Consider the following 22,678-nt stretch of genomic DNA (forward strand, 5'->3'; position numbering starts at 1 on the left):
AATGACCGCACACAAAAAAGCCGCCGGAGTCGGGCAACTCCCAGCGGCTTACAAAAATTCAGAGCAACGCCATTTTACCCGAAAAAAACCACCATACGCCAATCAATTGAATCTGTTCGCCGGCGCCTGTCTGATCGTCTGCACCGGCAGCGGCGCATGGGAGCGTGCCAAGTTTCCGACTTGGTTTCCCGGCTGCAAGGTCGTGTTGCCGCCCGGCGATGATCCAGCGGCCTATGCCTGGAGCATGGCCGCCGGGTATGACGTGATGATTACCGGCTTCGGTGAGCTCGAGCCAATTGCAGAAATAGCAAAACTTGCCGGGCTATTGCTGGCGGCCGGGGCGGAGCTGGTGCTCTATGCTCCGGAACGCGGACCGGTTACGCGGATCGATGCACGGAGGGCAGCGGCATGAGCGATTACGAGGTTATTGGTCCGGGGCATATCGTCGTTGATGTGCCCCCGGCAGGCGAAAGGGGCGAAAGAGGCGAAAGCTCAGTACTGACGGTAGGTTCAGGCGGGCGAATTGGGGGCGAATCGAGGCGAAAATTAGGCGAATTCGCCTACCAATCGCCTGAATACCCGGTTGACGCGCTGGGCCCTCTGGCCGATTTGTGCAAAGTGATTGCCCTGAACGCCCAGCTCAACCCGGCAACCATAGGACAGTCCATCCTGTCGGCGGCATCATTGGCCGCTCAAGGGAGCTGTGAAGTCGAGACCCTGTCAGGCCATAAGCCGCTTTCGATTTACGCCCTGTCGATTGCCGAATCCGGCGACGGCAAGTCAACCGTCGAAAGCATCGTTTTGTGCGGTATTAAGCAGTACGAGAAAGAGCGTCACGGCGCGATAGAGGCCCGAAAAGCCGAGCAAGCCTCTCTGCCAGTGAAGGAACGAGCAATCGAGCGGGAACCCTATCTACTCGCTTCCGATGCAACGGTTCAAGGCATCATCAAGGGCTTCCTGACCGGCTGGCCGAGCCAGGGCATCTTCACCGCCGAGGGCGCAACGATGTTATGCGGCTGGGGCATGGCCGCCGAGCAGAGAGCCAACACATCGGCGAATCTGAACAAGCTATGGGATGGGGAAGCGGTGTCGGTTCAGCGCGGCATGAGCGGGCGAATTCAGCTTTATAACCGCCGTTTTTGCGCTCACTGGATGATCCAACCGGATGTCGCACAAGAAGCGTTAACTGACCCGGCTTTATCCAGTATCGGACTCTGGCCGAGGTTCATGGTGAGCTGGCCGGAGCCCTTGCCGCCGAGGAAATATCGCCGTTACGAATTCTGGAATGACCCCTACGTTAAAGCCTTCTGGGACCGGTGCAAGGCCATGCTTCGAGCACAAGTCATTACCGACGACGGCGAATGTGGCGAGTTCCGCACGATCCGTCTGAGCGATGAGGCGCGTCAGATTCTGGTCGAAACCTTCGAGCGGATGGAACAGGCCCGCGACCCGGCAAACCCACTGCACTGCGTTAAGCCGTTTGCCGTCCGATTGTGTGAGCTGGCCTGCCGAAATGCCGGCGTCCTGGCCGCCTATGCAGATGAAAACACCATCAGCGCCGAGCGGATGAAAAACGGAATTGCGCTGGCCGGGTATTCGCTCGACACCTGGCGCGGCATCTTCGGGCAGCGGGAGGATCTGACTCATGATCGATGGGCGCGGGAGCTGTACGCATGGATGTTGAAGCGGCCAAATCAACGCGCCAGTGAAACCGATATTTTGAAAACGGCGACACCCAAGCACTTACGCAATAAGCATAAGCGCGATGTGGCATTATCGATCCTGCGCGAGTGCGGCCTGATTCAGAAAGCCGTGGACGTGGTGAACGGAGATGTCCGAATTGCTTCCGCCGAATGGGAGGCAGTGCCCAATGCTTGACGGCCTCCTTGACGACATCTTAGGCGATTCGCCCAAACGGGGCGAAATTCGCCCCGATTCGCCCGCAATTCGCCCGGCGCAAACCCGCGTCATTACTGAACTTTCGCCCGATTCGCCCGATTCGCCTACCCGCCATGAGAAAACCGCCATCCTTCGCTGGCTGCACTTCATCGGCGAAACCGATCAAGCCATGATTGACGACGTGCTCGACTATTGCGCCGGCAACCCGGACGCCCTGGCCTATTACCTGAAGCGGGCTGAAGAAGTGCCGCCGCCGGATGACCGCCACCATTGCCGGGAGTGCCGGAACCTGAACAGCCGAGGCTACTGCATCCGGCACCGGTTCCGGCCGGTGGACGACCTACCGAGGCGCTGTGAAGACTTCAATGATTCAAGGATTCAACCATGACACATTTTGAAAAGCATACACTCCCCGGATATGACCTTCACCTTTCCCGCGGGCCGAACCATCTGCAAGTCCTGAAAATCTGCTATGTATGCCGGAAAGGATTCTGCAAACGCAAAGGCCGGGCGAAAGCCTTGGAAGTCGCCAACGCGCCGGGGCGATGGGTTTGCATCCAATGTGCGAAGAAACACCCCGGGCAAATTATAAACCCTGAGTTTATAATACCCACCGTAAAGCCGCTTAGGAGGGCGTAAAAATGGCGAATCAATATCCCGTAGAGATTGACGGTGTAACCGGCGAAGTCGAGCCTATACCCCATCAGAAAGGCCAGCGTTACCGATGCAAGTTGGGAGATATTGATCGTGGCATTGTGAACGCTGGAACTCAGTACAAGCAAGGGCTGGCGGCTCATCGTGAGCAACAGGACAGACTTTAGGAGATATAAAAGCGTTACAAACCGTGCTCTGACGGTTATTTGTTGAGACAGGAATTGTCACAACTGATCTTAGATAAGACAAGGATTGAGTCAGAAATTGTCACACTGGGAGATATTGAGTGTGACATCGTGAGCGCTGGAGTTCAATACAAGCAAGAGCTGGCGGCTCAGCGCCAAACGTAGCAAAGCCCATGTATACGGCAACATTACAGCAACATTCGAGAAAATAGAGTGAGTACGCAGGAACAACGCAAACGCCTTAAAGCCTATTACAAAAGAAGCTCTGCCGCATTCGAGGAATGGCGGGAACGAGGTTATCAATATCCCCCGCCGAAGAGTGAGCCGTTGCCGCCCGATTTAATCGGCCTGCAATGTGGCGCAAAAACCAGAGCCGGGACACCTTGCAAGCTCAAAGCCATTTACGCCAATGGCCGGTGCAAATGGCATGGCGGCGAAAGTACGGGCCCCAAGACCCCAGAAGGTAAACGGCGCTCAGCAATGAACGGATTTTGTCCCAAGAAAAAGCGAAGCCATACAGACCGATAATACCCGAAGAGGCGGAACGGAGGTATTGGAAGCTAATGGGATAACGGGGCATGGTAGGAATTTTTCGGAGATATAAAAAAGAGTATCGAGACAATACGAGCAGCCGGGGCAACCCGGCTTTTTTGTGCCTGGCGTTTTAACCTGCCCGGACACCATGCCCATGCTGGCGCTGATCGGATCGGGGCAATGCAGTGATATGCTCCTTTTAGGAAACAACACCCAAAGCAAATATCATGCCTGCCTGTAATGCACGAATGGCGCGGATTTCAGAGAGTTGGCATGGAATCATGCTAGGGAATTGATTGTGTTCCGAATAGGAAACAATCGGCCGGGCCACTGCATGAGGGAATGGTGGAAACGATAGGTTTTTCGGGAGCGTGATCGATGGCGGCAAGGGATAAGGGCAAGCCGACGCGTGATCGAGGATCGGTGGAGCGGGAAGTTAAGCGACACCAATTAAGCCGGGCGTCCCGTTTTTTATGACCCGACTTTTTCCGTTTTATACGGGGGGAGGATTACATGGACTGGTTCAAGTACCGCTTGGGGGCAATCATTGCGGAAAACTGAGAGTTTATAAAATGACCTGCAAACGATGAGAGCTTGACGGTATTTTTGTCGGTATTTTGATTATTCTATTTTAAAATAATAAATAAATCAAAAGTTTATATTTATATTCAAATCCGACCATCGCACCAATACAAGGTTCAGAGAGAACCGACAAAGTACAAAAACCCGCGAGTTTCCTGGCTTGGCGGGTTTTTTATTGTTCGGTAGTGTGCAACGAAATGCAATAACAATCACCATAAAATGCAATAACTTTTGCAATAACCTATAATCGCCTAAAAAAGTTATTGCATTTTATTGCTCTATGGTGATTCAAGTGTCTGAATATAAAAGAAAAGATAACCTGATTCCGTCGGATGTAGCGATTAAAAACGCCAAGCCGAAAGAGAAACCTTACCGAATAAAGGACGCCAGAGGGTTTTATTTGCGGGTGAATCCGGACGGCTCGAAATGGTGGCGGATGGAATACGCAATCGACGGCAAAAGGAACATGCTTTCGATCGGCGTTTACCCCACGGTCAGCCTGGCCAAAGCCCGGGAAAAATACCGGGCATTGCAAGCGATGATTGCCGGCGGCATCGACCCCAGCGAGACCCGCAAACAAGCCCGGATCGAAAAAGCCGAAGCCTTAGACCGGGAGCAACGGAAAGCAAAGGGCATCCCGATTAAAGGCTCTTTCGAAGAAATCACTCGCACCTGGATGACATCCACCGCCCATACCGTCCGGGACATGACTCGCCAAAAGAAAATCAGGCGTTTCGAAAGGCACGTCTTTCCGGCGATCGGAGACAAAGACATGAAAGAAATCAAATCTCCGGAAATCTACGGTCTACTCAAGCCGCTTATAGCCCGGAACGAACTCGAAACGGCGCACCGCGCACACAGCGAAATCAGCGCCGTTTTCGCCTATGCCATTGCTCACGGTTTCGCCGACTACGATCCGGCGCAACCTGTCGGCACCCAATTGCCGCCTCAAAGTAAAGCACCGGGCGGCCCTGACCGAACCCAAAGACGTGGCCGGCCTGCTGCGGGATATCTACAGCTACCAAGGAACCTTCGTTGTTCAATGCGCCTTCCGGTTTTCGCCCTTGGTTTTTCAACGTCCCGGAGAGATCCGGCAAATGGAATGGAAGGATGTCGACCTGGCCGCCAGAGAATGGCGCTATTTCGTCACCAAGACCGAAGTCCAGCACATTGTCCCATTATCGAGGCAGGCCATCGAGATACTTCAAGCCATCAGGCCGTTGACCGGATCCGGCCGCTATGTCTTTCCATCCAGCCGCGGCGACGGCCGTCCGATGTCGGACAACACCATCCGAACCGCGCTTAAAACGCTGGGGTATGAAAGCGATGTGATGACCGCGCACGGCTTCCGAACCACGGCATCCACACTTCTGAACGAACAAGGCTGGAGCCCGGGCGCGATCGAGCGCCAGCTCTGCCACATGCCCAGGGATGCCGTCAGAGCGGCTTATAACCGGGCACAATACCTGGACGAAAGGCGGAAAATGATGCAGGCATGGGCCGATTATTTGGATCATCTGAAGGCTGGCGCCGTAGTAATCCTGATTTATAAAAACGATAAATAAGATGTAATAGTCTAGGTCGCGGCAGGACAAGGACGCGAGATTGAAAAATTCCTGCATGACTCGCAGAAAGGGCATGCGATAACCATTCTCATCGAAGAAAGCCTTTTGAAATTCATTGATATCTATTAGCTTAATTAATTAACCTAATTTCTTAGGTTGTTTGTCATTGACAAAGTTAACCTATAAGGTAGTATTTATATAAAAAATAATAATGAATTTACCCGGAAACAGGCTCTGTCTTCGGGTTTTTTGTTGCACCAATGTGAACAAACAAGGGTCTACTTACCCAAAGTAAGTAAAATGGAGGCGCATATGAATCAGATAAAACTGATCGATTTTTCAGATACATCCAAACAGGCGTTCATTCGTGGATTTTGGAAAGGCTTGTCTGCGCCTGTCGTATTATTTGGCCGTGTTGAACACCCCAAAAGACGCGAAATAAAGCTAATCTCTTTACCATCCAAAACTGTTGCCGATGCGTTGGCTGAAGACTGGCAAGCCATAGGCACTGATTTTCACAATGTGATCGAAAAGCATGGCAAAGAAGTCCACAGTTCCGAATAAAAATAGCCATCGTCAACAAGTAGTATCTGCTCAACTCACCAATTATCAAGGGCCTATTCCCCATCCTGACATTTTACGGGGATTTGATCAGCTTGTTCCCGGGACAGCCCAACGGCTAATTAAATTAGCCGAAGACGAATCACTGCATCGCCGTCGATTGGAAGCCTTAGCATTAAACTCAAATATTGAAACTCAACAGAAACAAATCGCTCTGGACGAACGTCAGATCCGATCGGTCTCTAGAAGCGATGCGATAGGACAAATATTTGGCTTTATTATTTGCCTTATTTGCATAGCATCCGCAACGTATCTTGGGTTAAAGGATCACGAATGGCTAGCTGGAGCTATAGCGGCAATACCCACTGGAGCTTTAATTAAAGCTTTTATTCTGAATAAAAAATAATTCCCTTAATTTTCCAATAACTAAACCCGCTTCGGCGGTTTTTTTATTGCTTCTCGACTATAAGCGCTTGAGGCTATTTTCTTCTGCAATTCCCCCAGTTCTTCCTGGCTCATCCGATTGATTAAATTTTGAATGAGCTCTTGAGTTATAGGCGCCGGCGGATTGATGTGGTGTTTTAAGCTCAACGAGAAAACGAATCGGGCCTGGCAATCCCGATCGGTGCATTCGCAATACAGTTCGGAAACGGTTTTTTCTTCATTTAAATAATTGCGGGAAGTGATCCGGGCTTTTTTAAGGCAGTACGGGCAGTCGATTCGCATAGGTGGGTTTTTCCAGAAAACGGCGCCTTATTATGCTCGATTTCCGAAAAGGTTGCGTATGTGTATGAATCTGATATGATTAAGTCAGCCGGATAGCTTATTCGTCCTGAGTAATAAACGAGTCAGGCTTTCGATTTCCGTACTCGTTTCCGGCCTCCTCTTATCCCTGCTCATCGGGTTCGTAGATGAGACTAAAGCCTGCTCAAATATCCAGTTTCCGTCGTTTACTGCATTCTCGCGGCAAAAAATAACTGATACAATCCTAGCCAACCGGGTAGCCCGACGGGGCGATAAGCGGGTATCGTCAGCCTGTTTCCGGTTAATCCTTTCTTGACGGCTTTCACTTGGACGGAGTGGAAATGATCCTAGTTAATTTTAAAGCCCATGGTGAATGGTTAGTTCGTAATGGCGACTCCAGAAAACTCGCAATTGCCAGGAAAACAAAAAACCCATTTGAAGATCCTTTGGAATGGAAGCCGCCAAAGCGGTATGGACTCTATTCGGATGACTATCCAGATCCGGAAGACGATGAAAGTTCTTATGAAAATCAACAAACTTTTCCAGACAAAAATTATGAATATGACAGGGATTTACAAGGCATTTTTGTCAGAGATCCAAATGTCAGAGGCAAAGTGTACGATACCAATGGCTTGCGCTGTTTGAGGGCAGAATACATGTCATGCCCGCTCGAAAGAGGCGTATTTAGATTAAGCGATGACGATGAAGAGGATTTTAGGCTAGCTGGATTTAACCAGAAAACTGACTGGAATGAATTTAAAGAACGAATAAAAATATTGCTCCCATGTTCACATCCTCAAAGCGCCTTCATAAAGAAAGTTAATGATGGGAAATTATTAACTGCTGATATTGACCGGATTTACTTCGAAATACAGCGAAAACACTATTTCGATTATTTCCGCAAATCAGCGCCAATAGAACACGAATGCCATTTGGATTTTGTAAGCATTGACAGCGCGTATTCTTCTAATAATGGTTCGGTATCAGAAAATGACAAGCGGCTTGCAAGTCTCACTGAATTTATTCAATGGCTCGAAAATCAGGTTAAAAATGATGGTTTTGATTTCGATCACTTTAATTTAGATTGTACGAAAGATCAGTTATTTGATCATTTAAGGCGTTGGGAAGAATCTCGAATTTCAAAAAAAGATCGTGTTTGGGATGTAAAGAGATGGAATTCATGTCGTGGGCGAAGAACGGGAATACTATTTGGGCTGGAACTTGCGGGCGCTCAACGAGCGGCTAAAAAACGCCGCCGCCGAATCTTCCGAACGTTTGGCAGAGGAATTCATCTGGCTGGAAAGGTGTCAATGGCCAACAGAATTGAGCCAGTTTTGGCCATTAAAATTGAGCCACTTTTCCAGGATTAAGATGGCTGATTCAGTTTTGTTTTGAGTCGGTAACTTTCTCCTCCGAGCATAAAAATGTGTGAATGATGGATAATGCGGTCGATGATCGGTACGGCGACGTTATCATCGTGGAAGAACTCGCTCCATTGGGTGAAGTCCTTGTTGGTGGTCAGGATGATCGACCGGTATTCATACAGCGCGTTGATGAGCTGAAACAGGTTATGCCGTCCTTGTTTGTTCATCGGCAGATACCCCAGTTCATCGATGATCAACACATCGAACTTGAGCAACTGGTTGATCTTCTTTTTCAACTCGCCTTTGAGTTCGGCCACTTCCAGGGTTTCCATCAGGCTGAGGGCGGTGTGGAAGCTGACTTTGTAACCGGCGTCGATGGCTTTCAGACCGATGCCGATGGCCAGATGGGTCTTGCCGACGCCGGGCGGGCCGATGAAGACGACGTTGTCGCGGTTGTCGATAAAGCCGAAGTCGAGCAGGCTGTTGACCTCGGCAACTGCTCCTGCGTTGCTCTACCTCCTGCATCCATGCAGTCGTCGCGTTTGCTGATCGTGGTCTGGAACCGGTAATCGAACTCTTCCAGACTTTTGTGCAGCGGAAAGCCCGCGCGTTTACGGTTTTGCTCGATGCGCTTGCCGTTGCGTTGTTGCTGTTCGTGCAGGACCAGGCTTTCGGCAAACTGCAGATAGGAGCTTTCATGGGCTTCGGCCTGGCTCAACAGTTGTTCCAGCGCGTCGGCAATACCGGCCAGGCAGAGACTGCCGTACCTCTGGGCGACGCTGTTAATGGACGCCATGGCTCACTCCCTGGCCAGTGGGGTGGCCATGCAGGGCGCCATAACGCGCCAGGACGGTTGACGCCGGGCTGGCCGTTGGTTTCGCCTCGGCCGGCGTGATCCGCTCAGGGTGCCGCTGGTAGGCGGCCAGCCGTTCCTTAAGCCCGGTGGCGGTTAAGCGTGGCGTATCGAGGAGTCGTTGCCACAGCGCTTCAGGCAAGGCGCCGTGGCTCCGAATGTGCTCGGCCAGCACTTGTTTGGCGCCCGCCAACTGGTCTTTGTAGATTTTCGGCGAGGTGGCTTTCAGCACCGCGCAGAGCGCCAACGCCAGGTCTGGCTTAGCCAGCAACTGTTGCAGTTCCTGTTCCAGCGTTTCGACGCGCAGCTCCCTGTCGCGGTAATGATGGGTGTTCTTGATGATCTGTCCTTTGTCCAGACACACGCCATGTTCGGCGATCACTTCGCCGCTGCTCAAGTCGCTGATCCGTAGCCGGCCGTCTTGTTCGCAAACGCCAACCCGCGCATTTTGATATGCCATCGGTACCGAGTATTTATTCGACTGCCAGGCGATCAGGCCGGTCTTATCGGCTTTGCGCGTCACCACGACGGCCGCTGTGGCATCGAGACAGGACGGGGTCAGATACGGCAACATCTTGGCTTTTTCCTCACGATCATACAAGGCGCGCGGGGACTGACCGGTACTGCCGTGGAGGCGTTGATTGGCAATCCGCTCCTGCCAGTCGGCCACATGCTGCTCCAGGTCACGCCAATCGGCAAAGGTCTCGCCGTACAGCCCGTTGTGCTTGACATATTTGACACCGGCTTCGACCTTGCCTTTGCTTTCCGGATCATAGCCTTCACAGGAGCGGATGTGAAAGCCGGCGGCCGTCGCATACTGATGGAAACGCTGATTCAAGGTTAACTCCCGAAACGTTTCGTTGATCACTACCAGCTTGGTCTGATCGTACACGCATTCCTGCGGCATGCCGCCGAAATAGCGGAACGCGGCATCGTGCTGGCGAATCAACAGGTCAGTATCGATCGGACGGTCAGAGACCGACACAGACATCAGCCGTGAATAAGACAGTACGAACACCGTAAAATACACCGTGGTTTCCGTACCTCCGATCATGACGCCGCGCAACTCGCCGCCGTCGACTTGACATTGTTCGCCCGGCACCATGTCCAGCACCGGTTCGTAGTAGCGGGCCTGTTTGAAGCTGATCTCTTGCTTCAACGCCTGGATCAGCAAATACAGCCGCCCTAAGGAGAACGATAAAACGGCACGAACCGACGAGCCTCTTTACGACGAACTCAAACGCCTCAAGAAAGAGATGGCTCGCCTGACCGAGGAGCGCGATTTATTAAAAAAGGCGGCCGCGTACTTCGCCAAGGAGCAACGGTGAAGTACGCCTGGATCCAACAGCATGCAACGGAATTTGCGGTAGGCTCGATGTGCCGGTTCTTGCAGGTATCGCGAAGCGCCTATTATGATTGGCTGCATCGCGTTCCCACCACGGCTGAAAAAGACGATGCCGATCTTACGAAGATCCTGCAAAGTGAGTTCAATAAAAGTCGGACCACCTACGGCACTCGCCGTCTCAAGGTCGCCTTATCAGGCCGAGATCGGACGGTCAGTCGCCGGCGAATAGGCCGTCTCATGCGAGAAGCGGGATTAGCCTGTAAAACCCAGCGCAAATTCAAGGTCACGACGAATTCCCAACATGATCTGCCGATTGCACCTAACCATCTGGATCGACAGTTTAACGTGGGTCGACCCAATCAGGTCTATGTCGGCGATACCACCTATCTTCCTACTCGGGAAGGCTGGCTCTATTTAGCCGTAGTGATTGATCTGTATTCCCGGCAAGTGGTGGACTGGTCCATGGCCGAGCCTATGCGGGCTAAACTGGTGAATGACGCCTTATTAATGGCCGTTTGGAAGCGAAAACCGGAGAAGGGTCTGATGTGGCATACCGATCGCGGCAGTCAATATGCCTCGGAAAGCCATCGGGCGCTGTTAGCCCGGCACGGCATAAGGCAAAGCATGAGCCGTAAGGGCAACTGCTGGGATAATAGTGTTTCAGAAAGCTTCTTCCATACCTTGAAAACCGAACTGGTGCATCCGCAGACCTATCAAACCCGAGCTGGGGCTAGACAGACGATATTTGAGTATATTGAGGTTTTTTACAACCGCGAGCGACTCCATTCAGCCAATGGCTATAGGTCGCCTGTGGACTACGAATTGCTGCATAAAGCGGCTTAACCGTGTGTCCGGAAAAGTGTTGACGTATCATGATTGCTGCTTGATTGTCAAAAAGTGGCTGGCCCCATTACGATTTTGAACTGGCCTAGCATGGGGTTTATTGCTTGGTTGCCCAGACATCATACTCAATTATCGGTTTTGTCTTTTTACGCAAAAAAGAATCTGCTTGACGCTTTCCTTCCAACGCTGTTCCTGCATTTCGGATTGCATGGATTCGCCAACCGCTTTCATTGAGCGAGGATTTAATTAAAACTGGCGGATCTACAAGTCTATCCGTAATTCCACCAAAACGAATGACCATCTTGGCATCGTCAGCGCACACTCGTGCGGCATTGCGCCACACTTGCTGCAAGTCATCGGAAAACTCCTTAGGGCTTGCATGTACTACCTGACCTTGGTTCGTATAGTTAACGGTATCACTTCCTCCCACAAACCAGTTACGGAGCCATTGGTCCGGTATGTAAGTACGCATACCATAATATGGAGGCGAGGTAATTACCCAATTGAATCGATTTTCCGGATGATCTGGCTGAAGCGATATTTCATTACGGCTGTCACCCAATCGTACACTTCCATTAATGACGGGCGTCATACCATAGTAACGTTTGGCTCGCCGTTCAATGACGGCCAAAACATCCATCGGTTCAGGCAAAAGCTCTCTATCTAGCCAGTAGCGTAGAGCATAAGCAGGTTTGGGGGCATAAGTACGTGGACATTGGTTTGAAAAATAGCTTGGAAAGGTTTTTTGTTTTGGACCATGCAACGCACCCATGACTATACCGCGAAGTGCGATACGGGGCGCCGTGGAGCAATCTTCCAAAAGTGCCTCTCGGATTCGACATAGCGAATCCAAAACAGTTGGATGGTAAGCCCATTGCCAAAACTCACTCGTTGGAATTTGGTTTGCTCTGTATTCGGTTAGAATCAGTTGAGCTTCCCTAAGAATATCATCAACAGTTGCTGTTACTAGCTTTGACGCAGTAATTGCCGCTGCAACTGGACTTGAATCTACTCCCAATGAATTCAGACCGACAAGACGTGCGGCAAAGTTGGTTGTGCCTCGACCGCAAAAAGGATCGAGTACTAGATCTGTCTTCCTCGCTCGTCGCTTGAGAATATTAAGCGGGAAATCTAGGGGAAACATCGTAAAGTAAGGACAAATACCATTCAGGAGTGTCAGTTTTTCATTTAGCTTGCCCAAGACTACCTCTTTCGACGCAAATATGTTTTGCCACTTGAATTCCTGAATGTCTCCCACTGTTGATTTTGAGGCCCGTAAATTTGATCCATTGCTTTTTTAACAAGCTCGTAAGCAAATTGATCTCGATCATCAAGATGTGCTGGTAAGTGTTTAACAAAAAAAGCCTTTACGGCCCCCCAGGCAACGCCATCCGGTGATCCAATTTTCTCCATTATATTGCTATCCGCTCGCAGGGAGTCGATCGCTTGTTGCATGAGAGTTGCCATTACATCAATATTTTCACCTTGATCTACCTCAATGGGGAATACATTATCAGGGCTGACAAGGTTAGGTATATGTACCGATGTAACAGTTTGCCCCTGAATTTTAAAAATGGTGCGCAATGTTTGCGCATAAGTATTACCTGCAGGTTGATTGTAATCATGGTCTTGCATTGAAAACATTTTCTCAAATGACAGAGCGCGTAGACTTATCGGGTAAGGTTTCCCGCCCACCGAGCTCCAAAACACGCCTTGCCCTGGAATGGGCTCGTTGAGGAGCGAACTTAACAAGTCATCACTAAAATGCGCATTGGCTCGCTTTAATGAAGTTAGATCGGCTGCCGACAAAAGGTGAAAGATAAACCAATTATCACCTTGACTGAGAATCTCAACGGGAATGCTGCCGGGTTGCTGGGTAATAAGCAGTGCGCCAAGATCATACTTACGCCCCTCTTTCACCCAAGCGATATAAGGCTCTGCTGCCGGTGCGTTCTCATTGAGTACTGATTGAGCTTCTTCAACTACTGCAATGGTTGGTATCGTTTTAGGATCAGCGGCAGTGAATTCCTGCTGATTTCGATCAAAAATACGGCGTAGGATCAGGCCCGAAAGGACAAGAGACTGACCGCCTCTCATCTGGGAGACATCGATAACACAGAGCTTCCCTTCAGAAAGCGAATGTATGAGCATGTCCATAAGTTGGCTACCCCGGTCATGCAACATTTTTACAATTGATGTCATATTACTTCTTGCAGCTAAAGCTTCTGCTTCTTGGCGTGAGGGATCGAGATCAAGAAGCTCGCATATATCCTCAAGCGGTGCTGCGTTTCCGTTAATGTCTATCAGGTTGACCAGAGATGCCCAACGTTCCTGCGACAATCCGCGCAGCTTTCTAACATTCTGTTGTTCTTGGCGATCCGGACTCAAGGCAATGGCAATTACATCACCGGGCCTTAAACGTCTAATATCCAGTCTGATACCACCGGCGACGAAAGATTGATAAAAAGCGCTTGGGTTTTTTCGCTCCGTAAATACGACTAGTTTGTCTTCGAGGCTCGGGACATCGCACAGCCCTGGACGCCCTTTATCATCCGGCCAAAAATATTCACCATCAGGATCGAAAATAACTGTACCCACCGGTACCAATTTGTTACCACGCTTAATAACATGAGGCGTGGTTTCGTAAAGTTTGCTGAATAGCAATTTATTGAGATTTGATTTGCCAAATCCGGCTCGGGCAAATACAAAGCTTCGACGTGATACTAGGGATTCGATTGGAAACCTTACCAAAATTTCTGGTTGAATGAGTTGCATCCACTCCAGCGCATCAAATTTTTTGTTACCCGCAGCATAAATATATTCACCGAATGCCAAATGTCCAATTTCTGCTCCATTAATATTATGTCCAGCAATTTCACGAAGTACATTGCTTGCTGGAAACGCAACTTTGCTGCCAACATGCGGCAAACGGCGGTGCGAAGGGACAAAGGTCAAGTCCTTGGCATTCTTTCGTAGCACTCCAAGTACTCGAATGTTAACCCGATATTTAAGATACTGCTCTCTTAGGTCTTCTGGAATTGGTCGTTCCTCACGGACTGCTCGTATGTTAAATTCCTCACCAGAACCAAATGACAGCTTGCCTTCTGAAGAAAACGACGCGATCCGTCCCAGGACTGCTTCATCTGGTGTTTCCAGTTGAACAAGCAAAAATTGACCATGCATCGGGATATTTTGAAACTCGTTCCGATAGGGCAATACAAGGTCGGCATGAAATTCCATTCCGCCCTGCTGGAATCCTCGAAAAATGCCAACGACTTGGTCCTTGGGAAAAAGTTGGATTTCTGTCATTTTTTATCCATTATCGATAACGTTGTTGTGCAGGATCAGCATCCTGAAGCTGAAAAACATCTAAGGTGCTAGCGTTTATACCTAAACTCGATCTTACCCCTTCATAAATGAAATCTTGCAGTATATCGAAATCAAAATCGACCAAGGCTGCATTTTCATGTGCCTTTTGTAAGCATCGTGGGTAATGAGGTACGGGAAAACCATTAATTGCATCGGCAAGCATAGAGCCTAGAATAATTTGCGAATCTCCGATTTGTGGCACAAAAATGTCAATCGGCCAAACCGGATCACGACGATGAGAACCAAACTTAACCAAAAACATTTTTCCACCCACGAACTTGTTGATCTCACCTCCTTCCCCAGTTCGATCATCCCCTCGCGCGAATTCTGACCAAACGTATGCGCGTTCCTCAACATCGCGTGGCACTTCAACATACGATGGGTAGTCGGTCTGAAGTACATCTTCTAATGCCATTGCCAGACGGTAACGGGAGAGTACCTTGCTATGCTTTGCCACTCCCGCAAGATATATTCTGCGGCGGCTTCGGTTCCACTGTGTTTCGATACGATCATTCATCCCTTGAAGCAGGCGTTGGAACAGGTCCTTAGCAAATACTTTACTTCGCAATAATCCATCACACACAATCAATGTATCAGTGCCGAAATCCTTTTTCAGAATAGAAAACAAAATAGCCCATTCAACTAATTCTCTATAAACCTGAACCCAAGTGGGGGAGACAGGTTTGCCCTTGTCGCCTGGTCGAATCATATGAGAGAGAGCGGGCAAACTGTCAACGTCCAGAAATGCCATCATCTCTCCGAGTGCAGTACTTGGAGAGCCCGGAGGACAGAATTGACGGTCATAAAGTTTTTGAACTGGAGTAGTAGGAGAGACAGCTTCTAAGCAATATTCGTTATTGCTGCTGTCCACTACCCGTATCATCTGAATCAGAAATGGATCAAACTGAAGTTGGTTATTGCCGCCATCAGTGCCAACTAATGAAATAGAAGTCGTTGCGCGAGGTTGGATACGTCGAGTAGCATGCTTAAGAGGACGTATTTCCTTGCGCAGAGCGTCCAGAATACTTTGATCAGCACCAATACACTCAGCTATGGCATCTTTAAGTTGTGATTGAGTCAACGGATCGATCAAAATAATTCCTCTCTTTATTTCTTACCCGTGCATTATCAAATAGCATTAATAATCAGGCAAGCTTAACTTTTTCTCTAGACAAGCTTATTAGCCACTATGTAACTGTCTCTTATTGATGAACGAATTGGAAGGCAATCAGCGTGATGCCACGCCGCATGCTTATGCCGATGCCGAAGCCTTGGCGGAAACCGCCGACGAAATTCTTCAAGGAGCCCAGCCGGCATCGCGTTGGTTGTTTCTTGCTGAGCGTGCGCTGCCGTCGGAAGCCGATATGCAGTCGGTTCGTATCTGGGAAAAACGCTCCATCCAATTCACTTACAATAACGGCACCGTACCGTGCCGTTTTGAAATCAGGACAAATATCCCGCCTCATTCGTTTTTGGCCGGGATGATATAACCATAAAAATCGTGATATTGATAAGATGTAGAAAGACGGCTGTTCAAATAAACTACGCGCCAATGTACTTGCGTCGTTTGAGTTCGGTTCGGAAACCGATTGACAAGATACATTTTCGGGAATCTTCACCGAAAACTAATGAAGTAATGAATGGCCGCGGAAGGAAGCATGCTGACCTGCATAGGATCAAATTCATAACCCTTCTAGGATGATTACCAATTTATATTGATGAATAAGGGAACGTAACATGAAAATATCACGTATAACAACGGCTATGCTGATGGCTTTGATTGTAGACGGCATTTCCATCGCCGAGGCTGCCAGTAAGACTTATGCATATGTAGTGAATAATACCGTACCGGGTAGTGTCACTGTTGTTGATGGCGTTAACAATTCGGTAGTGAAAACCATATCTTTAGGAGGGGCGCATCCGACTCGCCTTTCAGCACGCCCGGACGGCAAAAGAGTCTATATCAACAATAGGGATGGAAACTTTGTTTCCGTCATCGATACTCAATCAAACTCGCTGATTGCTACGGTACCTGTCGGGTTGTCTCCTGAATTTTCCGCGGTGACACCCGACGGATCGGAAGTGTATGTAACAAATAATGATGAAAGCACGGTCTCGGTGATTGAAACCACAAATAATACGGTTGTGGCCACCATTCCGGTATCCAATTATCCGAGATTCGTCAATGTCACCAAGGACGGCAAATATGTCTTGACTTCTCCCAAGAATTCGACGGCAGTCGATGTCATCGAAGTCGCCAGCCATTCGCTGATAAAGTCCATCGAGGTCGGCGACCAGCCTTCCGGTCTGGTCAATTCGCCTGACGGCAGCCGTGTTTATGTCTGTGTTCGGGGAAATAACACGCTGGCTACGATCGACGTTGCCAAGCTGGAGACAATCGCTACGACGCCCACGGGTAATTTCCCGGTTAACCTGAACGTCTCGCCTGACGGCAATACAGTATACGTGGTCAATCGCGACGACGGCACCGTGACGATGGTGGATACAACCAGCATCGATGCGAACACATCCGCCCATCCGGTACTGGCAACTGTTCCGGTCGGTCCGACGCCTTGGGAAATTGTGGTGTCTCCCGATAGCAAAAAAGCCTATATCGCTCCATCAAACAGTAACTCATTGGTCATTGTCGACGCCGCCACTAAATCGGTATCCAAGACTCTACCGATAGGCACTGGACCTTATTGGACCGTATTGAATACTCCGGGTACTCGTGCTTTCGTTGCCATTCCTATCGATGGAACTGTGTCGATCACTGATACCGTTTCGGAGAGTGTGTTAGCCACGCTGCCTACGGCTAAAAACGCCTGGACCGTGCTGGCCGTCGATGTGCCGGTGCCCGAAGCCGACAGCGATGGGGACGGCATTTTCGATTCGGCGGATAACTGCCCGTCGATAGCCAATCCCGATCAGGCCGACAGTGACGGCAATGGTGTCGGTGATGTCTGTGAAGCCCCCGTGGCTCCTGCCATAACCAGCGTTTCTCCATCTTCCGGCAAAAAAGGCGCCACCGTGACCGTGACTCTGACCGGCAGCGGATTCGAGCAAAACTTTACCGCAGCCGTGCTGCCTACTCCCGCCGGCGTCACGATTAAATCGACTCAGTATGTGAATGCGAGCACCGTTACCCTGACGCTCAATATCGCAAGTAACGCGCCTGCCGGTTTGAGAGGGTTCTCCATTACCAATACCTCGAGCGGTCTCAAAGCATCGGCCGACCGCTCATTTAGTGTAACCAATTAGTCATTCCTCTCGTGACGGCTGGCGGTATCTTAGCAGGCACTGTCGAGTAACTCCTCGACAGTGTATTGCGAGCATACCGCCAGCCTTTTTTTTACATTACTTCGGCCTGAAGCGTAGCGGGGAAGATGTTAAAAGACTTCCGTAACCGTAAACCAACGGGCTTTCAAGGTAAGATAAAAACAGTGTTCAAAAAGGCCTTCAATGGCCTTGTCTCATTGTTGATTCTTTCGATTCAGACAATAGCGGCCGATCTCCCGAGTTTCCTTGTTTTTTAGCCGACGTTCGGACTAATTCATCCCGCCGTATCAATTAACTCGACTTCATTGAACCGAGCGACAGCCGACGGAAGCCGATCCTTTGTTTTTGAATGAGAATTTTTTAAATGCTTGCCCTGGATGCTTGAACAAATTACGGTCGAGTTTCTTTCCTATAATCGATCATTTCGAGCGTGGAACAATTAGCGAAGAGAATACCGGAGCTGATTATAATGAGGCTTTATTAACGCTGTTGCCTCCAGCGAAAATAGGTTTTTCCGTTGTCGCAAACCCAGCTTGCTCGCTGCGTGCCGGTTTTAGTCGTGCGCAACTGGCAATGATGCTCGGCCTTGAACTCTTCCCAATGCTCGTCATCGAAGTCCACTCTGAGATATAAACTGGATAAAATGACCACCAGCAGTGCAAAAAAAAGAATGAAAAAGGTATCAATCGGATTTTCTTGAGTAAATTGACTGATTTTCGATATCAACTTTTTAAAAATCATGACGTTAACCATAAATAATGGAATTTTAAATATACACCGGTTTCAGATGCGGGCCAATCGATGTTTCTTTACTTTAGGAGAGACAAGAATTATTGCCGAATTTGACCGAGTCCTCCTGTAGAGTTCCTTGCTTTGATCTTTAAAAATAAAACGCCTGGAGATTTTCCGGCGTTTGATGGTAGTTCTGATAATATTTTAAAGATGTGAGAAAAGCCAAGATAGGGTTGAATAGAGGATGATAATGAATAAAGAAGAAATTGGGTAGGCGCATCTTATCATCTTTGTATCGATGGATTATTTTCCATAATTTCGTTAGGGCTATTGAGGAAAAACCGATAAACGTTTTATATTAGTATTGAAGAGCCGTCTCCGGCAGCAACGGTGGAGCAACTTGCCGGGCTATGAAGACGGCATGATCTGAATCCGGAGTACTACGAGGACATTATGATTTACAAAGTCGAAGGCGATATTCTGTTGAGCAAAGCCCATGCGATAGCGCACGGAGTAGGAATTAACGATCCGATGGATAAAGGCTTGTCGCTGGAACTCCAAAAAAAATATCCCTCCTTGCCGAAGGATTTTCACCGATGGTGTCACCAGCATAACACCAAGCCCGGAGAGGCCTGGCTATGGAACGGCCCTGACCACGTGCATATCATGAATCTGATTACCCAGGAAGGGATGGGCAGCGTCGAGAATCCTCACGGGAAGGCGACGCTCAGCAATGTGAAGCATGCCTTGAACGCCTGCCTGAAAATCATCGCAACGGAGAAAATCACCTCGATTGCCTTGCCGAGACTGGCTACCGGGGTAGGCGATCTGGACTGGGACGACGTGCTGCCCATCATGGAAAATCATTTAAGCGGGCTCGATATCCCTGTCTATATCTACGCCGTGTATCGTCCCGGCCAACAGGCGCATGAACCGGGGCTGCCTTCCCTTTAATATTGAGCACTTTTATTTTAGAGGCCATCAGCGGGCAACGGAAACGGCTGAAACGCAAACACCGTTTCGGAGAAAGGCATGGGTCGATGGCGTGCAATAATAGTGACTCCTGAACTTTAACACTGAAAAAACAATCTTTTAAATTAATCTCTTGTTTTCAAGAATGGGCAGCAGTCTACGCTGCCGTCAGCGTGGATTTTCACAGACGATGCCGTGAAAAAGACATTTTAGAAGCCATCCGGGCCTCCATTTTTATGGGAAGGGGATTGCGATGTTAAGAGAAACAGATTCTGGAAGCACTTCGGCTACGGACTCCGGCTCCCCGTATTTCGGCTTTCTTTCGAACGGGAATCCTTATCTGACGCGTTTTCTCGGTTGGATGCGCACTCTGGTCCGTGAAATGACCGAAGGAGAACTGAATACTCGAGCAATGGCTCTGGTTTATACCACGCTGCTTTCCCTGGTGCCGCTTCTCGCCGTCAGTTTTTCGGTCTCCAAGGCTTTCGGATTTCACAACGCGCTCAGACCTTTCCTGGTGGAAGTTCTGGCTCCATTGGGAGAAAAAGGGCTGGATTTAACCGACAAAATTGTCGGGTTTGTCGAAAACGTACAGGTCGGGGTGCTGGGCTCGGTAGGCATCGTGTTTTTGATCTACTCGGCGGTGTCTTTGCTGGAAATCATCAAGGACAGTTTCAATCGGATTTGGAGAACAAGAGAGACCAGAACGTGGCTGCACCGCGTCAGCAATTATTTGAGCGTTCTCTTGATCGGGCCGGTTCTGGTATTTTCGGCGTTGGGCATTATGGCTTCCATGGAGACCAACGAATGGATTCAGCAAATCATCACAGTAAAGCCGCTAGGCACGCTGTACTACCTGCTCGGCGTGTTCATTCCCTACGCCTTGATCGTGTTCGCATTTACCTTTGTCTACATGTTCATGCCCAGCACGGACGTCCGGTTCACCTCGGCCTTGATCGGAGGCGTACTCGGGGGGCTGGGCTGGAAAATCGCAGGTTGGGTATTCGCCACCTTTGTGACCGAATCCGAAAATTACAACGCGATTTATTCGGGCTTCGCCATCGTCATACTTTTTATGTTCTGGCTCTACGTCAGTTGGCTTACTCTGCTGATAGGAGGCGTTATCTCGTTTTATCACCAGCACTCGGGTTATCTTCGATTTGGCGGACAAGCTCCGGAATTGAGCCATCAACAACAGGAATACATGGGATTCTATCTGATGTACCTGATCGGGAAGGCTTACTACGAAGGCAAAACGGCCTGGAGCGTGAATGCTCTGGCAGAGGCCCTGGCTTTGCCTGTGGAGATTGTGCTGAAGTCCCTGACAAGACTGGAACAAAACGGGCTATTGGTGGCTCTGCATTCCGAGCCGGAGTCTTTTCTCCCGGCGCGGGCTCTTGAGACCCTTCGCCTTCAGGAAATTTATCAGGCGATGCGGGAGCCGAAGGGAAGTCATGAGAAGATGACGGGAAATATCCAATTTCCCGGCAAGGTCAGGGAGTTATTGGTCAAGATGGAACAGTCGGCCTGTGCTATTCTGGACGATCTCACCTTGCGCGATTGGGTGCTTGATCACCGGGCATCATCTTCTCAAAAGAATGAACAAGCCGGTTGAAAACAGGTTTGGGAAATTTTTTAAGATGTCCGGAGGTTAACTCTTTTCGTACTTCCGGATGAACGATTGAACTGATCGGCTACGACCACCCTGGCGGGTCTCAAACCGTAATCAACATTTTTTGACGATGCAGCCGGGCTATCAATTTCGAGACCAGGCGCCTCGAAATCCAGGCTTCTCCGTCGGTTATGACTTTAATCAGTTTATTGATGAATTTTTCCACCTCTTCGGTTTGAAGATAACCTTTGGTGCCGACCGCCAAATAATTCAGAATTTCATCATCGCTGAGTTTGGGCGCGATGAGAACAATTTTGCTTTGTAAACTGGCTCTGAACAGTAAGGCAACCAGCTCCATGGTGGCCGATTTGTGAATATTGTAATTAACGATGATAATGGAGGGCTTTAAACTTTCGACGGCATTCAAGGCGCGAATTTCATTTTCATAAACGGTTACCGCGGCTTTGTCCGGATTTATAAAGCGAGCTATGGTATTTTCATTATCGATTACAAAAACGTCTATCATGTCGGTATCTTAAGTCAGGTGACCAAACCTCGTGTGAGCTAGTTTACACATTTTTTTGCGTTTGTGAATTGTACTAAAGTATTAGCAGGCTTTCGTTTCTCGGAAAAATCTTCCATATACTCATTTTTCTCGAACAACTGTTGTGATAATCTTTGCCTGTGAACCATGGATTCGACTTGCGGATCTGGCGCTCAAAATCATGTGCTCAAGCCGGAATGGATGGGCCGGACTCTTCTCAGACAAACTTAAGTTGTTGAATTCCGCTGGCTTGGAAAGCGAAGTCTCTCGTTTCATTAAATTATACAGGACCCCTCTAAACAGAGTAAAAGTATAGTTGTCCGTTGCCGTAGGGATTTTGAGAAACATCGAACAAATCAATTTTGATAGCGTGTCGGGTCTTCAATCCCGGCTGCGGCAAAACCGGCTTTCCTCAAACGGCAGGCATCGCACAAGCCGCAGGCACGGCCTTCTTCATCGGCCGAATAACAGGATACCGTCTCTTTGTAATCGACGCCAAGTGAGGCGCCTTTCCGGATTATTTCGGCCTTGCTCAACGTAATCAGCGGCGTATGGATCGTGACGTGTTCACCTTCGGCGCCGGCTTTGGTCGCCAGATCGGCAAGCCGCTGAAAGGCCTGAATGAATTCGGGCCGGCAATCGGGATAGCCGGAATAATCGACCGCATTCACCCCGATAAAAATGTCGCGAGCCTGTAAAACCTCCGCCCATCCCAGAGCAAAAGACAGAAAAATCGTATTTCTGGCCGGAACATAGGTGGCAGGAATGCCGTCCTGGGGGGAGGTGGGGACCGCGATCGTCTCGTCGGTCAGCGCCGATCCTCCGATCGAATCGAGGCCGAGATGGATGATTTTATGTTCCGCCACTTGATAAGCGGCCGCTATTTTCCGGGCGGCAATCAGTTCGGCGTTGTGCCGTTGTCCGTAATTGAAACTGAGCGCATGGCACAGATAGCCCTGACTTTTGGCCAGCGCGAGCGTGGTGATGGAGTCCAGTCCTCCCGATAGAAGGATGACGGCTTTTTTGGGCATCGGTAGTGGG

20 protein-coding genes and 3 pseudogenes are annotated in these 22,678 nt (G+C 49.4%); 14 read left to right on the forward strand and 9 right to left on the reverse strand.

The window, feature by feature from the left end; translation table 11 throughout:
• Window position 1 precedes the first annotated feature (1 nt).
• The 8 genes and pseudogenes from A3OW_RS0122945 (at window position 2) to A3OW_RS27450 (ending at window position 6,386) form a co-directional block, all read left to right on the forward strand.
• The gene (locus tag A3OW_RS0122945; protein WP_020565806.1) at window positions 2–412 is read left to right on the forward strand and encodes a hypothetical protein; all 411 of its coding nucleotides are present in this window, start codon (window positions 2–4) and stop codon (window positions 410–412) included.
• Window positions 409–1,878: a DUF3987 domain-containing protein gene (locus A3OW_RS0122950; RefSeq protein ID WP_020565807.1), complete on the forward strand. Its 1,470-nt coding sequence runs from the start codon at window positions 409–411 to the stop codon at window positions 1,876–1,878. Before A3OW_RS0122945 ends, A3OW_RS0122950 begins: the two co-directional genes overlap by 4 nt.
• Entirely contained in the window at window positions 1,871–2,287 is a 417-nt protein-coding gene (locus tag A3OW_RS25695) for a hypothetical protein (protein WP_020565808.1), read from the forward strand. The genes A3OW_RS0122950 and A3OW_RS25695 overlap by 8 nt, the downstream gene beginning before the upstream one ends.
• A 664-nt stretch (window positions 2,288–2,951) precedes the next feature.
• Window positions 2,952–3,266 (forward strand): HGGxSTG domain-containing protein, encoded by a 315-nt coding sequence (locus A3OW_RS29190; protein WP_408605660.1) that lies wholly within the window; start codon window positions 2,952–2,954, stop codon window positions 3,264–3,266.
• 868 nt (window positions 3,267–4,134) lie between these two features.
• Window positions 4,135–4,722: pseudogene (locus A3OW_RS28765) on the forward strand (tyrosine-type recombinase/integrase); the annotation flags it as partial.
• Between the two features lie 16 nt (window positions 4,723–4,738).
• Window positions 4,739–5,419: a tyrosine-type recombinase/integrase gene (locus A3OW_RS28770; protein WP_232422426.1), complete on the forward strand. Its 681-nt coding sequence runs from the start codon at window positions 4,739–4,741 to the stop codon at window positions 5,417–5,419.
• A gap of 312 nt (window positions 5,420–5,731) precedes the next feature.
• Complete coding sequence (locus A3OW_RS28080; RefSeq protein WP_157385957.1) at window positions 5,732–5,983, forward strand: hypothetical protein; 252 nt, start codon at window positions 5,732–5,734, stop codon at window positions 5,981–5,983.
• On the forward strand, window positions 5,955–6,386 hold the full coding sequence (locus A3OW_RS27450) for a DUF2335 domain-containing protein (RefSeq protein WP_083918270.1): 432 nt from the start codon (window positions 5,955–5,957) through the stop codon (window positions 6,384–6,386). Before A3OW_RS28080 ends, A3OW_RS27450 begins: the two co-directional genes overlap by 29 nt.
• A 20-nt stretch (window positions 6,387–6,406) precedes the next feature.
• On the opposite strand, the gene A3OW_RS29195 is transcribed toward A3OW_RS27450, so the two are convergent.
• A complete protein-coding gene (locus A3OW_RS29195; RefSeq protein ID WP_020565811.1) occupies window positions 6,407–6,706 on the reverse strand; it encodes an ogr/Delta-like zinc finger family protein in 300 nt (99 codons plus the stop codon).
• Window positions 6,707–7,065: 359 nt separating this feature from the next.
• Between A3OW_RS29195 and A3OW_RS0122990 the strand changes: the two genes are divergently transcribed.
• A complete protein-coding gene (locus A3OW_RS0122990; RefSeq protein WP_020565812.1) occupies window positions 7,066–8,094 on the forward strand; it encodes a hypothetical protein in 1,029 nt (342 codons plus the stop codon).
• Here A3OW_RS0122990 and istB read toward each other — a convergent pair.
• Window positions 8,091–8,884, reverse strand: a pseudogene (gene istB, locus A3OW_RS29255) (IS21-like element helper ATPase IstB). The gene A3OW_RS0122990 and the pseudogene istB sit on opposite strands and share 4 nt — an antisense overlap.
• Window positions 8,871–10,046, reverse strand: a complete 1,176-nt coding sequence (gene istA / locus A3OW_RS25710; protein ID WP_020565813.1) for an IS21 family transposase — start codon at window positions 10,044–10,046, stop codon at window positions 8,871–8,873. Before istA ends, istB begins: the two are co-directional and overlap by 14 nt.
• A 52-nt stretch (window positions 10,047–10,098) precedes the next feature.
• Between istA and A3OW_RS0123015 the strand changes: the two are divergent.
• Window positions 10,099–11,129, forward strand: a pseudogene (locus A3OW_RS0123015) (IS3 family transposase); the annotation flags it as partial.
• A 97-nt stretch (window positions 11,130–11,226) separates the two neighbouring features.
• Here the strand turns inward: A3OW_RS0123015 and A3OW_RS27455 are convergent.
• Genes A3OW_RS27455 through A3OW_RS0123030 form a run of 3 tightly spaced genes read right to left on the reverse strand, consistent with a single transcriptional unit; the run spans window position 11,227 to window position 15,591 of the window.
• On the reverse strand, window positions 11,227–12,330 hold the full coding sequence (locus A3OW_RS27455; RefSeq protein WP_232422427.1) for a DNA methyltransferase: 1,104 nt from the start codon (window positions 12,328–12,330) through the stop codon (window positions 11,227–11,229).
• A gap of 2 nt (window positions 12,331–12,332) precedes the next feature.
• Window positions 12,333–14,438 (reverse strand): ATP-binding protein, encoded by a 2,106-nt coding sequence (locus A3OW_RS0123025; protein ID WP_020565817.1) that lies wholly within the window; start codon window positions 14,436–14,438, stop codon window positions 12,333–12,335.
• A gap of 10 nt (window positions 14,439–14,448) precedes the next feature.
• Window positions 14,449–15,591: a hypothetical protein gene (locus A3OW_RS0123030; RefSeq protein WP_020565818.1), complete on the reverse strand. Its 1,143-nt coding sequence runs from the start codon at window positions 15,589–15,591 to the stop codon at window positions 14,449–14,451.
• 115 nt (window positions 15,592–15,706) lie between these two features.
• Here A3OW_RS0123030 and A3OW_RS0123035 point away from each other — a divergent pair, with 115 nt between their 5' ends.
• Window positions 15,707–15,988 (forward strand): hypothetical protein, encoded by a 282-nt coding sequence (locus A3OW_RS0123035; RefSeq protein ID WP_020565819.1) that lies wholly within the window; start codon window positions 15,707–15,709, stop codon window positions 15,986–15,988.
• A gap of 247 nt (window positions 15,989–16,235) precedes the next feature.
• Complete coding sequence (locus A3OW_RS26700; protein WP_083918272.1) at window positions 16,236–17,759, forward strand: beta-propeller fold lactonase family protein; 1,524 nt, start codon at window positions 16,236–16,238, stop codon at window positions 17,757–17,759.
• A gap of 498 nt (window positions 17,760–18,257) precedes the next feature.
• Here A3OW_RS26700 and A3OW_RS0123045 read toward each other — a convergent pair whose 3' ends face one another.
• Window positions 18,258–18,518, reverse strand: coding sequence for a hypothetical protein (locus tag A3OW_RS0123045; protein ID WP_157385958.1), 261 nt, complete (start codon window positions 18,516–18,518; stop codon window positions 18,258–18,260).
• A 444-nt stretch (window positions 18,519–18,962) separates the two neighbouring features.
• On the opposite strand from A3OW_RS0123045, the gene A3OW_RS0123050 reads away from it, so the two are divergent.
• Both A3OW_RS0123050 and A3OW_RS0123055 read left to right on the forward strand, forming a co-directional pair.
• On the forward strand, window positions 18,963–19,463 hold the full coding sequence (locus A3OW_RS0123050) for a macro domain-containing protein (RefSeq protein ID WP_020565822.1): 501 nt from the start codon (window positions 18,963–18,965) through the stop codon (window positions 19,461–19,463).
• A gap of 271 nt (window positions 19,464–19,734) precedes the next feature.
• Complete coding sequence (locus A3OW_RS0123055) at window positions 19,735–21,096, forward strand: YihY/virulence factor BrkB family protein (RefSeq protein WP_020565823.1); 1,362 nt, start codon at window positions 19,735–19,737, stop codon at window positions 21,094–21,096.
• Between the two features lie 100 nt (window positions 21,097–21,196).
• Here the strand turns inward: A3OW_RS0123055 and A3OW_RS0123060 are convergent, their stop codons facing one another.
• Together A3OW_RS0123060 and queC are read right to left on the reverse strand one after the other, a co-directional pair.
• Window positions 21,197–21,619, reverse strand: a complete 423-nt coding sequence (locus tag A3OW_RS0123060) for a response regulator transcription factor (RefSeq protein WP_020565824.1) — start codon at window positions 21,617–21,619, stop codon at window positions 21,197–21,199.
• Window positions 21,620–21,993: 374 nt separating this feature from the next.
• A complete protein-coding gene (queC, locus tag A3OW_RS0123065; protein ID WP_020565825.1) occupies window positions 21,994–22,668 on the reverse strand; it encodes a 7-cyano-7-deazaguanine synthase QueC in 675 nt (224 codons plus the stop codon).
• Window positions 22,669–22,678: the final 10 nt, after the last annotated feature.

Origin of the sequence: Methylosarcina fibrata AML-C10, from assembly GCF_000372865.1 — a bacterium.
GTDB lineage: Bacteria > Pseudomonadota > Gammaproteobacteria > Methylococcales > Methylomonadaceae > Methylosarcina > Methylosarcina fibrata.